Below are 14131 nucleotides of genomic sequence, written 5' to 3'. Positions count from 1 at the left end.
TCAGGCATTTATAATTTAACTTTATAAAAATATATTATAATCAATAAAAATATAGCAACTGCCTGAAAAAAAACTCTTAAAGTCATTAACTTTGAACTAAATTTCTTATCAAACTTTCCTCCGATAGCCATCGACACTACCCCTATAATAAGAACCGAAACGGTTAAACCAATAGCAATTAATAACCACATCATAATTTATTACTCAATATATAATTTCCTACACAAAGATTATATGCTTTTTCTCTTTTAAATCAATTATCTAATTAATATTTGAGATCCAGTTCAAAAATTAACTAATTCTTCACAAAAAATAACAATTCTAGGGACACAAATATCTCATTTATTAAATATAGATAATTCAACAATTACTTTAAAAGAAAAAGAGATATTAGGTTCTTGCGTTCTTATTAATTTCCGCTTAAAAATATCTAAAAATACAAATAATTTAATTTTCCGCACGCAAGAACCTAGAGTATTTTGAGAAACCTAATCTAAGCTTTCTGAGTTACACTATATATATTATCTATCAGTTTAACAAAAGCACTATTTCCTAAAACATTAGCACAAGTGATTACAGGATCAAACAAGATATAAAGAGCTGTAATCAGAGACATCATATTAGTATTAAAACCTAGATATTGTTCAAGTATAGGGAGCATTACAATAATTCCGCCACCTGGTATGGCTGCTACTGAAAATTTTGCCAATACAAAATAAAAAGCAAAAATAAGATAATTAAATAAAGTAGGCTCAGCTAATCCATAACTTTTTAGTATAGCATAAGCTAAAATCGGTATAGCGAAACAATCGCCAACAAGATGAATATTTACTGTTATTGGTACAACGGTACGAGCGAGTGCTTTATTATTTGTATTATTTTCCGCTCCTATTATACTAAGTGGCATACTTATAACACTAGACATAGCACTAAATCCACTTATAGATGCTGGCATCATATTACTGAGGCTAGCTATGAATTCCTTAACTCGACAGTTACTTAAAATAAAATAAGCAAGAAAGATATAGCCAAACTGAGCAAATGCGATTGTCACAAAAATGAACATATAATCTTTAATAATTATACCTAATACTTCATCAAACTGTAGTTTTACGATAAAGCCCATTATAAATAAGGGAATTATATAGATAAACAATCGCAATATTTTTGCAACAAATGCTTCTATCTTGAAAGCCAATCCAATTGCAATCTCAGCACAAAATTTTGAGGATATAAAGCCTAAGATAATACTACTAAATACGATTTTATCATTAGAAATAATATTAGGAAAATTAAGTAACCATAAAGGCTTTAAACTATCATTTTCTATAGGAGAGATCATTGATAAATCGAATTGATATATGTATATACCTACATAATGACTTATGAAAGTAGAACAAAAATTAGACCCACATACTAGTAATAATATTAAGAAAACTATACGTGTTGCATCTTTGGCTAGCATTACAACAGATTTAAAAAGTAAGCCAAAAATAATTAAAGGAAGAAATAATCCAATTATAGATTTAATAGATAGACTTATTGAATATAATAACCTTTTTACTTCTAAACTCATTAGTGGGTTGAATAATATGATAGCTATGATAATAGCCATTAAAATAAGTGGCATTTTACGAAACATAAAACTTACCTAATAATAATTAGTTAATTTAAAAGGGTGGATATAATTAAAAGAAAGATATAGAGATATTGTTACCGGCTTGAACCGGTTGTAGTAGTAAAGAAAGACTGGAAAGTTAATATGTGCATATTCATAAATTCAATATACAGTTATTATAGAGAGAAAAATTAGTGTTGCAATACTTTTCTAGAAGTTCTTTGGGAGGTATTGCTAATTAAAAGCAGAGTAGTTAATAAATTAACGTTATTGCGAGGAAAATTACGAAATAATTCGACGAAGCAAGGAAGAAAAAAACTCTAGTTTACAGAATTTTTTTATTATTTTTCTGGATACCGCGATCAAGTTGCGGTATGACACTGAGTAGGTTTGCCGATCCACGCAACAACGCCTTAACTAAAAACAACATCACCATTATACTTCAAAGTAAAATGAAGAGTCTTCCCGATTAAGTGTGTAAACTTTTCCAAAAGCCTAGATTCTTTCGTCAAATTTTATTAAAAAATGAGCCATAGCCTTGTTCCAATTTGGTATGGACATGGACCATTTTTTGGTCATGTAATCAATTGCCAAATATAAGCTTTTAAAAACAGCATTATCATTTGGAAAAACACGTTTATTTTTTGTGACTTTTCGGAGTTGACTATTAACAGATTCCACAGCATTTGTTGTATAAATTATTTTCCGTATTTCTTCAGGGTATCCTAAGAAAATCATTAAATTATCCCAGTGAACATACCAAGATTTAGCAATTTGAGGATATTGTTTATTCCATTTAGATTCAAAAGCCTCTAAAGCGGAAAGTGCTTCTTTTTCTGTGCTAGTGTATAAATAGGTTTTAAATCACCAGCAAGCTCTTTCCGGTCCTTATATGATACATATCGTAAACTATTTCTAATTTGATGTACAATACATAATTGATGCTCCGTCTTTGGAAAAACAGCACCTATAGCTTCAGACATACCATTAAGGTTATCGCTACATGCTATCAGTATGTCTTGTATACCTCTATTTTTCATCTCAGTAAAATTTCCAAGCCAAAATTTAGCCCCTTCATTCTCACTGATCCATAATCCCAAAATATCTTTCCGCCCTTCTAAATCAATACCTAATGCAACATATACCGATTTATTGATAATCCGTTTATCCTGACGTACTTTTACTATTAAACAATCAAAAAATACTATAGCATATACTGGATCTAATGGACGGCTTTGCCATAGCTTAACATCCTCTATTATATCATCTGTGATTTGGCTAATTAAACTCTCGCTTACATCAGCTCCATATAACTCCTGAAGCTGTAATTTTATATCTGATAAACTCATACCTTTAGCATACAAAGATAGTACTTTATCATCAAAACCATCAAGCCTTCTTTGACGCTTTGCTACTAATGATGGTGCAAAACTGCTATTTCTATCTCTTGGCACTTCAATCTCAACAGCACCATTCTTTGTAATCAGATTCTTTGTGTTATAACCATTACGTGAATTCTGAGCATCACTTTGATTGTACTTGCTATATCCTAAATGATTATTCATCTCAGACTGTAGAGCTCTCTCTACAAGACGCTTGGTTATTTCTTTTAATAAACCATCTTCCCTGAATAATATTGATACATCTGTATCATTATTGATCAATAAATCTATCGCTTGTTCCATTGCAGCATTTTGTTTCTGTGTCATTGTAATTTCTCTTTTTGTTATATTTTCTTCTATACAACCTTTGAGAAATTTACACACTTATTTGGACAGTGCCAAATGTGAAGAAATACAACACTTACACCGACTTCTTGACATACCCTTAAATTTCTTTCCTATCCTTATATTACTTCTCCTCTATATTTGTAACAGTACCTTCACAAATCACAAATTAATTTTTAACTTTATAAAACCTTGATGGCTTTGATATTTCTTCTGTAAGTGGCAGTTATATTCTAGTAGAACACTTACCTTATCTTTTTCCGTCAAGACGCTGGCACCAATATTATAACCTATTTTAGGTTGTTTTGGTAAAGCAACTGTTTCATTGATTTCTTTATCTTTCCATTTTACCTTAGTATGAAGTTTTTTACTTGTATTGTGAAAGTAATTTTCTACAGATGCTTGTAATGCCGGAGTAATATTTATGTTCTTATATATTTTTTGCGGAGTTAAAATTACTTTTCCACCTAAAACACTGCTCCATAAATTATGTTTTTTGGCTGCTACGCTTAAACTCTGTATACCGGTATTACCTTCTTGATACTGACCATCTTTAGAATAACCGTACTTTATACCAATATTTGGAGTAAGTGAAATACTACTATTCAAGAGATAATTATAACTTAACAAGCCTTCAAAATTGTAATTATTATTTTTATATTTACCGTTGGCAACAGTACCCAAACGGTTAATTTTACTATTTATTATATTATGGTTATAAGCAAACATCGCTTGCATCATAAAGTTTTTCGGTAATTCTTTCTGGCCGTACAAAGCTACTATATGGCTATCAATTTTAGTATTTAAGTTTTTACCTTTAGATTTAAACTTTGAATCGAGTTTAGTGTAAGCAATTCCTAGCAGATCATTTACATTCTCAAATCCAACATCAAAACCAATTGTACCACCGGAAGTACGCCCTTTATAGCCAATAAATTCTTTTTGCACTCCTTGTTTATTAGTACCGTAAATACTAGCAAGCCAGATGCCTTTATCTAAAACTTTTTCATCTTCATCACCGGCAGCAACTGCAGACGCAGGTAAAGTTGTATGCATAATTCTGTTTGATATAATATTACTGTTCAGCTGATTCATATTATGAACAATAGTTGGATTATACATTGTATTCACTATCTCTTCATCTTTTTTTGCTGCTGTTTGCATTGTTGCAGTTTCTATAGCTTCAGCAATTGCTGCTTCCGCAGCTTCATTTTCAAGCCTTACTCTTTCTGCTTCCGCAGCTTCATCTGCTAGTCTTTGTCTTTCTACTTCTGCTAGCCTTTCTGCTTCTAGTCTTTGTCTTTCTACTTCTGCTAGCCTTTCTGCTTCTAGTCTTTGTCTTTCTACTTCTGCTAGCCTTTCTGCTTCTAACCTTTGTCTTTCTACTTCCTCTTCAGCAAGCCTTACTCTCTCTGCTTCTGCGGCTTCATTTTCTGCTTCTTCTTTTTCCTTTAATTTCTCTCTTTAAGTACACGAATTCTTTCTTCTTCTTGTTCTTTTTTCAGTGCTTCTAGCTCTGCCTTTGATTTTTCTAGTTCTTCTTTCAGCCTTTTTCTTTCTTCTTTCGTGCCATTATTTGTTTTGTTTTCTCTTATTTTTGATTCGAGCTCTTTTATTTTATTGTTTTGCAATCCTATTTCTGCATTTGGTGGTGGCGGTGGTGCTCCGACTTTTAATATTAATTCTTTGAGTTCTCTCGTACGTTGCACTTGCTCTTCTGCACTTTTTTTTGCTTTTACCGCATCTTCTTGTTTTTTTCTTTCCTTATTTTCTTTCTTTTGAATATATTCTTCCTTTTTTCTAATCTGCAACCCATTGTTAAGTTCAAAAAATGCAACGTTATATTTAAATTGCGGATCTTCACTATGAATCTTACGTATATTTTTATCACATTCCCACTCGTAGGATTCTTTAACCTCTTCCTTATCAATAAAATTATTGAAAGCTCTTTCAACTTGCTTCCTCTGCTCTAGTGAAAGTTGATCAAAGCTGCGTTTATTATGCTTGTAATAGTTAATATAGTAATATTCTATAATCTTTTTTTGTTTATCTTCCGCGTATTTATCTGTTATAGCCTTTTTCACTACAGGAGGAACCTTTTCCCACGTGTTCTTTTTATTTGTTGTTTCGGCTTGTGCCTTTTCATAGTAAAATCTTTCAAGCTCTCCTTTTTTATATTCTTGTATAATTTTTTCTTGCTTTGCAGGTGAAAGCTGAGTAAACGGAACATTATTATACGTATCTTTTTCATAGCTTGGCAGCTGAGGATTGTTGTCTCTATCATTCGCCTTATAATCATCCTCATCATTATCCTCTTCTATTTTATCGCCCCATAAACCCTTTGCTCTATTTTTCAAATTTGTCGCTAAATCGAGGCACAGATTATCATTTTTTTCATTTTCTGCTTGCTCTGCTTCCCTCTGTTGTTTCTGTTTTGCCATTTTCTCGGCTTGCTCATTTTTCTTTTCTTTTTCTTTCCAACTCAGTAAATTGTAACTTCTGTAAATCATTTAATGGTTGTGATCCTAATACTAAGTCTCTGAGGCTTTTTAGCTCTTTCTTCTCTGCTTCCCATTTTTTTTGTTCGTTCTCCTTTGCTTCTTCTTTCTTAAGTTTTGCCTCTGCTTCTTCCTGCTGTTTCCGTGCCAGGTCAGCTTTTATCCTCTGCTCTTCTTCTCGTTTCTGTGCTTCTAGAGCTTGCTTTTTTTCCAGCTTCAGTGCTTTAAGCTTCTCTTTCTCTTCTTTCTCTTTTTTTGCTGCTTGCCTTAATGGCTCCAATTCATTTAGAATTCCTATTACAGCCTCTACCTCCGGATTGTTTTCTCCATCTTTTGGTTCTATTAGTGTTTTTTTAATAAAGCTCGTGTTGAGCAGGAGTGATCCTGTCATATCCTCGGGTTCATTAATCCACTCCTGACGATATTGTAAATGTTCCTTGACTTCTTTTACTGCCTCCACTTTCTCAAAAGGATTTCTTGCATTCTTCAAATTGTGTACTACATCCCAAAATTGCGTTACTAACCCCGTAGCGTGTGCATTATTGGTACTAGCGAGACTAGTTATAATAGCGGTTGTAACGAAAAGACGTTTCAAATTTTTATTCATAATATTTTTTCTTTAATAATTAAAATGTAAATATAGTGAATTAAATTTGACAACAGCGGAGAGAAGAGAGCCTATATAGATAGATAATCAGTGAGTCTATGAACAAATATATTATCCAGTGCAAATTAATTTACTATTGGGAGGCATTATACAGTAAATTAATAAATATGTAAATATTAATTTTTAAATAACTAAATAATATATTAAGCCCTATTGCAAGTTAAATTGTATATAAGGAAATAGGATGGTTTTTAAAAGAATATGTCTAAAAGTCTGCGTAAGTAAGTTCAATTACTGAATAAAATAGCGAACTGATTTAGTGCTAATTTCCAATCTCTAATAAGAAGAGTCCTTTTTTAGCAGCAATACTAGCCTAAAAAACAGCTTCGTCGTTAGGGAAAGCACCTTTATAGTAAATTGACTTGAAGTCGGGACGTTGTTACTCGTAGCTCACCTATTATTATAGGCGTTGCTCTTCGTGCCTAGTCTCAACTTCACTTGAATTCACTATAGTTCTAATAATTACCCTAATTTGACGATTTATGGATTCAATAGTATTTGTTGTATAGATAGCCTTCCTAATATAAACTATATACATTATTTAAATTAATATTCAAGCCAAATAAATTAATCTTTTAATTATTTCTTTACTAAAAATAGTTCTAGATATTTACACTTCGCTTTTTAAGACCACCTTATCAGTAAATTCAGTGATATAGAATTTTTTTATTATTTCTCTGGATTGCCGCGTCGCTTCTCTCCTCGCAATGACGATTAGATATCCACGCAACGATACCACGCGGAAATGACATAAAACGAAAATTGTCCGGTACTATACCTTTTTCCATACGCATTTGTCGTTACATTTATAAAATCTAAAAGCTTTTTAGAAATGTTCACAGAACCTAGTGAAAAATTAAGATTTACTCCTCAGAATCTTCGTACATTTTTTCTAATACTTCTAAGCGTTCGTTTATTCTTTCTATGTCTTCCTTGGTTAAAGGTTCTGCTATTTGCTCCTTTATTTTCTTTCTTAGACCTTTTTCCGGTTCGTCTTGTTTATTATTTTTCTATTAGGCATTTTAACCTCTATTTAATTTGAATTAATTTGATTTTAATTAAGTGATATTAATTACTTGCTTCGGCTCTATGATATATTGATTCAAATCTTTTCCATTCATCAAACCCATATTGTTCAGCAAAAATCATAGCTTTAGCTATAAGATTATGCTCTTCGTTATTTAAATGCCTTAGTATATGCTATTTTTTGTCACCGAATAAGTGCTAATTTTAATAAGCTCAGATAATTCAAGTGTACCAAGTACTGTCAATAATATTTTGTTAATAGATTCATAAATAGAAAGCCCGTTAATTATAACCGTAACAGGTTTGATTTCCTTAGCTATTACAAGTTTTACTAATTTACGCAAACTTTCATGATCAAAAGGATTTGTAAATTCAATATGTTTCAAGCATGCCAAATTCATGTTTTTCGCAATAAGCAGCAATTTCTGTCGTGAGTTCTTGGCTTCTAGAATTATAAGGAGGTTCTAATAAAAAGATTGATTGAGGTATTAAATTGTTTTGAGTGGTCATATTCTGCTCCCATTATACTTAATTGAGTTAAGTTTTAACCACCGAAGAGCATATCCTTGGTGGTCGGGGAGTTCAAAAAAACCGTTACCAACAGTTCACAATAGGTTTTAAGCTTAAAGTAATACTCTAAGCTCTGGACATGCCTATCGTCACCCCAACCGTAATATAGTTGAGGATGGTATCGTTTAATGGTAGATACCCACCATGGTAACAAGAGGTTTTGAAGCCCCAAAATAGCCTTAGCTACTTCGGGTATAATTTTATATATAACTCCCCAAAAAAGTCAATTAAACTTTATGTTTTATTTATATAAGCGGTTAGGCGGTGGTAGGTTGCAGCTTCTATATAGCTTAACACCTAAAGCCAATATAAAGGCACGCTTCTCGGCTTTAAAGATATGGCACTAAACACCTTTAATAAACACTGGGATAGAATATTCACAGAGAGTTTTAACTATGAATTAGACACGGCACAGTAAATAGTACTCTAGATAATTTTTATACTTCCCATGGAGTATGTACAGTATTGCCAATAAGTATGTCTGAATCAAGCCTAAGTCCAGATAAATTAAGTATAGTCATATTAGGAGTAAGTACGTATGAACCGTTATCATCAGGAGTAAGTACATAATTAACTAAATCATCATTTTTAAATCCAATAGAGCTTGATTCAATAGAGAGCTTAGAATGCGGTGCTAAAGTTATTGTTCGTAGATCTACCATACCAAGAAGTACATAAGAGTTACACAAGGTGTCATTTTCAATGTCAATAAAGCTTCCTTCCTCAAGGGTGAACTTACAACCTGGCTTTAAAATTATTTTTTGTTCATTTTCTCTACCTAAGTCAGTATCTCTTTTAATTCTTATACTGAGTTTCATATAATTTCTCCTAAATAATAACTAAGAAATTAGTTATATATTAATAGTAATAATATATCTACATAAAATTATGGGTCTGTAATTTAAAAGGTACTTCCTGCGAAACGCTACCGTGGGTAACGCCCCACCCCATACCTCCACTAGCGTTAGGATTTTTCAACCATTTCGCTTCGTTTGAGGAATTGAGAACGTAAAATGTTTATAAGTATAAGGATTTTAGCTTAACCTGTAAGAGCAAAAAGCGAAATATAACCCGTTACCATTTCGTGTTCACAGGAAAATAGCTAGATCACAGCAATTTGTAAGAGATTTTTAAATTATAATATTTCAATCTTTAAAAAATCTTTAAATTATTAACTTGTTATTTAGTAATAATTAGTATATAAGAGTGCTTATAAAAAATAAATATAAGCACTCTATGTTCCCAGTAAATCAAAATAATATTATAGAAGAAAATGAAGAAATAAAATTTGATCTTATAGATACGGATATAGAAATTCCTTTTAATTATCTAACATATATTTTAAATTCAACATCATATATTACGCCAGAAATTTTATTTGATGGATTTAAAGTAGTTCTGCCTTTTTACCAAGATGTTCAGTTAAAGCCACTTTTTGAACTTGCGTTTGACCAAGACGTTAATATTAATAGTCAAAATAAAGATAATGGCTGTACATTCTTACATTATTCTGTTGAAGACGTAAAAGTACTTTATGATAATATACCCCAATTCTTATTAGAAAAAGGTGCAGATCCTAATATACAAAATAAAGACGGCAATACTCCTTTACATATACTCATAAACCGAGATTTTTTTTCTTCTAAGGAAATTTATGTAGCAAAACTTCTAATTCAATATGGTGCTGATATAGAGTTAAAAAATTTATTAGGTTGGACTCCTATTCAATGTTTTATTCAGGCAGGTAATATAAAATTAAAAGCTCTATTACAACTTGTCAAAGCATGTAAAGATAATGATTTTAGTAAACTAGATATTACTACTAAAGACATAAAAGAATTTTTAGATTGGCAAATATCAATAACGCCTGAGAATTCAAAATTTTTCTAAAACCATTTAAAAGAATTACATAATTTTCAAAACTATTTAAAAGATAATTCAAATCTTATTGATGTTGAAAGCGTGCAGAATTTAAATAAAACTATAAACTCCTACAGTACTTTACAACGCTCTTTAATATTTAAAATTGTAGAAACTCCTGATATTTATAATAAAAGTGCCATGCTTAATTTATCTAACGATCTGATAACCAATTTTGAAGAATTAGGGCTTAAATTAGCCGGTGAGACAACAGAAAATAGTGCTAAAATAAATTAAAATTTTCTACAACTTATAGGGACAAATTGTCCCTTTTCTTTAAAAATTCCTTTAAATCGTGAACATTGCCAATCACAAACTACCCGACATAGCCAAAGCCTTAAGTTTAACTACTAGCAGGATTCAGCAGTTAGTAAAAAATGATATATTGCCAAAACCGGTAGCCGGCAATTATGATTTAGCGGGATGTATTAGAGCTTATGAAAAGTATTTACAGCAACAAAATTCCAGTAAAAACAACAATAATCTACATACTCAAAAGCTTCGGTTATTGAAAGCTCAGGCAGATAAAGCAGAGCTTGAAGTAGCCATATTAGAGGGTAAGTATTTAGCAATATCGGAAGTAGAACTTACTTGGTTGAATCTGTTACTTGCTTTTAGAGCAAGGATGCTAGGAATTCCAAATAATCTAGCAAGACAAATAATAGCTCTTGATAATGATTTTGTGGCAGTATCTAATTTACTTGAGAAAGAAATACATGCAGCTTTGTTAGAACTCAGTAATTATAGCGGTGAAGAGGATATTACAAAAAATAGCGAGCATAATAGCACCGCCACCGAAATTAACAGTGAGCTTACATATGGTTACGTTTTTATGGCAAAGCAGCAAAAATATAGATTTAAAGATGGAAGTAAAAAGTTTTAGCAATAGATTAGTCACTTTAGTTTTACCGATGCCTTTTGTGATTAGTACAGGCGATGAGTTTACTATAATTGCCGGCTGCGATAAAGCTAGCCGCACTTGCATAGTGAAGTTTAATAATATTATAAATTTTCGTGGTGAGCCTTGATGTACCGGGTATTGATAAGTTAGCTATGAATTAGAAACCAACTATTGTGTATTATTACCTAAAAATTCCTTTTTTGCTTTTCTACTAGGGTATAAAGTTTTAAGAAAAATAGTATTGTCTTCTTCTTCTACAAATGGCACTGCATATACTTGATCAATTATTTTAACATAAAGAATTTGCTGCCCCTTATATTTCTCTTGATCATGATGTAATTTAGCTCCTAACAAATTACCGTCATTAATTGACTGAATTATCTCGTCAAAGCCTATATTTCGCTCAAGTAATAATTTAGCATTCTTCTCATGATTATATCTAAATTTGGTCATGGTATTTTAGAGTTTAGTAGCGTCTGAATGAATTAGCATGTTAAGATAAGTTTGATAAGGCAAGCCATGCTTAGAAGCTTTGATTTTTATTGCTTCAATATCATGTTCTGCAACCCTAATAGTAATAGATCGCTTGTTATTAAGATGTGCTTTTGCAGCTTTTTGAAGTAATGCAATGAGAGCCGGATCATCAATTTTTTGCTGCTTCTCAAAATTATCTTCAATATCTTGTTCGTAAGGATCTAGTTTGATGCTCATAATATTTACCATATTTTAGATACTGTTATTTTATAACATGTAAATACTTTGTCAATACTTATTAGTGGTAATTATAAATTGAAATAATATAAAATGTTTGGCTTAGTTACAGTACTGCCTGTAGTCGGCGGAGCTTTCGGGCTTATGCTTGGGGGCTTTGGCGGCGGCATTAAAGGTGCGGTACTTGGGAATGCTATCGATATTTTATTTAAACAGATATATTAATTATACCAATTCTAAGCAAATTATTGACTTTATAATTAACATTATATAATTTTTTTCATTATATATACTTATTTAAATTAGGTAAAACACTTAAAAGTTTTTTCATAAAAGTAATTTTTAATGTCTAATTCTAACAACAAACTAGATAAAAACTTTGACAAAGCCTTATTATGTCTTGAGGAAGAAAAGTATGAAACGGCGATAAAGTATTTTGATAAAGTTTTAAATCAAGACCCATTTTTAAGCTCAGCTTATAGTAATAAAGCTTTTGCTTTAAAGCAACTTTGTAGAATTGAAGAAGCTTTAGAAGTTTTAGATACAGCTATAAAAATCAATCCCAAAATATCAGGTTATTATGATAATAGAGGTATAGTTTTAAGTATTTTAGGTCTCTATGAGGAAGCAATAAAGAGTTATGATCAAGCCTTAAAGCTTGACTCGCTGGATGTTCTAACTTTTATTAATAAAGGATGGACTCTAAATAATTGGGGAAAATATAGAAAAGCACTTAGTGTTTTGGATAAAGCTATTGAACTTGATCCTACTGATATTAAAGCTTACGCTAATAAAGCAATATCTTTAGAAAAATTGGGTAAATTTGATGAAATGGTCCATATGTATAATAAAGCTTTGGAAATAAATCCCAATTATTCTGAACTATATTTTGATAGAGCTAAGGCTTTAATTGATATAGGTGAAAAAGAAAAAGCACTTATTGATATTAATAAAGCAATTGAAATTAATCCAAATGAGATTGAATTTTATCATAAAAAAGGCTGGATATTATCAGAGCTTTATAAATATGATGAGGCAATAGAATGTTGTGATAAAATTATTGAGATTGATTCTCTAGAACCTTACGGTTATTTTAATAAAGGATCAATGTTACGCCTCAATAAAAAATATGAGGAAGCAATTGAAGCTTTCAATATGGCTATTAATCTTATGCCAACTGAAGCTGAATTATATTATTTGAAAGGTCGATGTTTATATGAATTAAAAAGATATAAAGAAGCAGTTAAGGAGTTTAATAAAGCTATTAAGTTTGAGCCGGATATTTCATCTTATTACTATAAAGGTCAGGCACTATATAGATTAAAAGAATATAAAAAGGCAATTGAGGCGTATAATCACGCTCTTAGTTATCCTCAATATGATAATTATACTTATTATTTTAAAGCCTTAAGTTTAAAAAAATTAGAACGATATGAAGAAGCAATTGAAGTTTTTAATGAAGCGTTGAAAATTGATTCTAAGGATGAAAGAACTCTTTCTGCTAAGGGACAGGTTTTGAACGAATTAATGAGATATGAAGAGGCTATCAAAGTTTTTGATAAAGCAATAAGAATCGACCCAAAAAATAGGAATGCTATCTATGCTAAAGGTGAGGCTTTAGCAAAATTAATGAGATATGAAGAGGCTATCAAAGCTTTCGATAAAACAATAAGAATTGATCCAAATTATTGGAAACCTTACGCTAAAGGCTGGGTATATAATAGACTCGCTAAATATAAAAATGCTATAAATTATTTCAATAAAGTTATTGAACTAGGTAAAGCCGAAGCATATACCTATTATGAAATTGCTCTAGCTTCTTACAATCTTAAAAGATACAAAACAGCAATAATAAATTATGATAAGGCAATAGAACTTGGAATTAAAGCACTAGACCTAAAAGTTTCTACCTACTCTACTAAAGGGGATTGCTTATATAATATTAAAAACTACGAAGCTGCATTAGAGTCATATAATAAAGTAATTGAACTTGATCCGGCTAATTACGTTCATTATTATGACAAAGCGTATACATTAGATAATTTAAAAAGATATGAAGAAGCATTAGAGAATTATGATAAAGTAATTTTATTAAACCCTTCATATTCGTCAGCTTATATAAATAAAGCTGATATTTTTTGTAAATTAAAGAAATATCCTAAAGCTATAGATTGTTCTAATCAAGCTTTAGCAATAGTTACTGATGACGATGCAGCATATTATAATAAGGGTTTAGCTTTAATTAAATTGCAGCAGTATGAAGAAGGAATAGAAAATTTGGATAAATCCATAAAACTAGATCCAGATTACCCGTATGCATATTATTATAACGCTATAGCTTTAAATAAACTTAAAAAGCCTGATTTAGCTATAGAATATATCAATAAAGCTATAGAACTCGCACCTAAAAATAAAGTTTATCAAAAACTATATAAGGAGTTATTAAATTCAGCTAGGCGTTCCTAGTTGTTTCAATTTCTATATTTTCTACTT

At 30.8% G+C, this 14131-nt stretch carries 17 protein-coding genes and 1 pseudogene; 6 read left to right on the top strand and 12 right to left on the bottom strand.

Annotated elements, in window-relative coordinates; translation table 11 throughout:
- Positions 1-8 precede the first annotated feature (8 nt).
- From RF_RS01730 to RF_RS01695, 10 genes and pseudogenes are all read right to left on the bottom strand, one after another.
- Complete coding sequence (locus tag RF_RS01730; protein ID WP_011270667.1) at positions 9-194, bottom strand: twin transmembrane helix small protein; 186 nt, start codon at positions 192-194, stop codon at positions 9-11.
- A gap of 144 nt (positions 195-338) precedes the next feature.
- Positions 339-461, bottom strand: coding sequence for a peptide deformylase (locus RF_RS11200; protein WP_081427741.1), 123 nt, complete (start codon positions 459-461; stop codon positions 339-341).
- Positions 462-493: 32 nt separating this feature from the next.
- Positions 494-1576, bottom strand: coding sequence for a cation:dicarboxylate symporter family transporter (locus tag RF_RS08585; RefSeq protein ID WP_231564283.1), 1083 nt, complete (start codon positions 1574-1576; stop codon positions 494-496).
- Between the two features lie 537 nt (positions 1577-2113).
- Positions 2114-3327 (bottom strand): annotated as a pseudogene (locus tag RF_RS01720) (IS256 family transposase).
- 180 nt (positions 3328-3507) lie between these two features.
- Complete coding sequence (locus RF_RS01715; protein WP_011270664.1) at positions 3508-4509, bottom strand: autotransporter outer membrane beta-barrel domain-containing protein; 1002 nt, start codon at positions 4507-4509, stop codon at positions 3508-3510.
- 287 nt (positions 4510-4796) lie between these two features.
- On the bottom strand, positions 4797-5855 hold the full coding sequence (locus RF_RS01710; protein WP_011270663.1) for a hypothetical protein: 1059 nt from the start codon (positions 5853-5855) through the stop codon (positions 4797-4799).
- Positions 5800-6450, bottom strand: a complete 651-nt coding sequence (locus tag RF_RS01705) for a hypothetical protein (protein WP_011270662.1) — start codon at positions 6448-6450, stop codon at positions 5800-5802. Before RF_RS01705 ends, RF_RS01710 begins: the two co-directional genes overlap by 56 nt.
- A gap of 1250 nt (positions 6451-7700) precedes the next feature.
- Complete coding sequence (locus RF_RS11195; RefSeq protein ID WP_231564257.1) at positions 7701-7922, bottom strand: hypothetical protein; 222 nt, start codon at positions 7920-7922, stop codon at positions 7701-7703.
- A complete protein-coding gene (locus RF_RS11190) occupies positions 7909-8046 on the bottom strand; it encodes a hypothetical protein (protein ID WP_231564258.1) in 138 nt (45 codons plus the stop codon). The genes RF_RS11195 and RF_RS11190 overlap by 14 nt, the downstream gene beginning before the upstream one ends.
- 497 nt (positions 8047-8543) lie before the next feature.
- Positions 8544-8924, bottom strand: coding sequence for a hypothetical protein (locus tag RF_RS01695; protein ID WP_011270660.1), 381 nt, complete (start codon positions 8922-8924; stop codon positions 8544-8546).
- A 418-nt stretch (positions 8925-9342) separates the two neighbouring features.
- Between RF_RS01695 and RF_RS01690 the strand changes: the two genes are divergently transcribed.
- The 4 genes from RF_RS01690 (at position 9343) to RF_RS08580 (ending at position 11054) form a co-directional block, all read left to right on the top strand.
- The gene (locus tag RF_RS01690) at positions 9343-9996 is read left to right on the top strand and encodes an ankyrin repeat domain-containing protein (RefSeq protein WP_049749304.1); all 654 of its coding nucleotides are present in this window, start codon (positions 9343-9345) and stop codon (positions 9994-9996) included.
- A gap of 72 nt (positions 9997-10068) precedes the next feature.
- Positions 10069-10263 (top strand): hypothetical protein, encoded by a 195-nt coding sequence (locus RF_RS08020; protein ID WP_049749303.1) that lies wholly within the window; start codon positions 10069-10071, stop codon positions 10261-10263.
- A 58-nt stretch (positions 10264-10321) separates the two neighbouring features.
- Positions 10322-10909, top strand: coding sequence for a hypothetical protein (locus tag RF_RS01685; RefSeq protein ID WP_039594826.1), 588 nt, complete (start codon positions 10322-10324; stop codon positions 10907-10909).
- The gene (locus RF_RS08580) at positions 10890-11054 is read left to right on the top strand and encodes a phage BR0599 family protein (RefSeq protein WP_162180258.1); all 165 of its coding nucleotides are present in this window, start codon (positions 10890-10892) and stop codon (positions 11052-11054) included. Before RF_RS01685 ends, RF_RS08580 begins: the two co-directional genes overlap by 20 nt.
- A gap of 41 nt (positions 11055-11095) precedes the next feature.
- On the opposite strand, the gene RF_RS01680 is transcribed toward RF_RS08580, so the two are convergent.
- Both RF_RS01680 and RF_RS01675 read right to left on the bottom strand, forming a co-directional pair.
- A complete protein-coding gene (locus RF_RS01680) occupies positions 11096-11380 on the bottom strand; it encodes a hypothetical protein (protein ID WP_011270657.1) in 285 nt (94 codons plus the stop codon).
- A 6-nt stretch (positions 11381-11386) separates the two neighbouring features.
- A complete protein-coding gene (locus RF_RS01675) occupies positions 11387-11638 on the bottom strand; it encodes a CopG family antitoxin (protein WP_039594861.1) in 252 nt (83 codons plus the stop codon).
- A gap of 93 nt (positions 11639-11731) precedes the next feature.
- On the opposite strand from RF_RS01675, the gene RF_RS11185 reads away from it, so the two are divergent.
- Both RF_RS11185 and RF_RS01670 read left to right on the top strand, forming a co-directional pair.
- Entirely contained in the window at positions 11732-11863 is a 132-nt protein-coding gene (locus tag RF_RS11185; protein ID WP_268747319.1) for a hypothetical protein, read from the top strand.
- 120 nt (positions 11864-11983) lie between these two features.
- Complete coding sequence (locus tag RF_RS01670) at positions 11984-14104, top strand: tetratricopeptide repeat protein (RefSeq protein ID WP_011270655.1); 2121 nt, start codon at positions 11984-11986, stop codon at positions 14102-14104.
- Positions 14105-14131 lie beyond the last annotated feature (27 nt).

The organism is Rickettsia felis URRWXCal2 (genome assembly GCA_000012145.1).
GTDB classification, from domain to species: Bacteria; Pseudomonadota; Alphaproteobacteria; order Rickettsiales; family Rickettsiaceae; genus Rickettsia; species Rickettsia felis.
The sequence above is the reverse complement of the archived record's forward strand: the minus strand, read 5'-3'. Positions and strand labels throughout refer to the sequence as shown.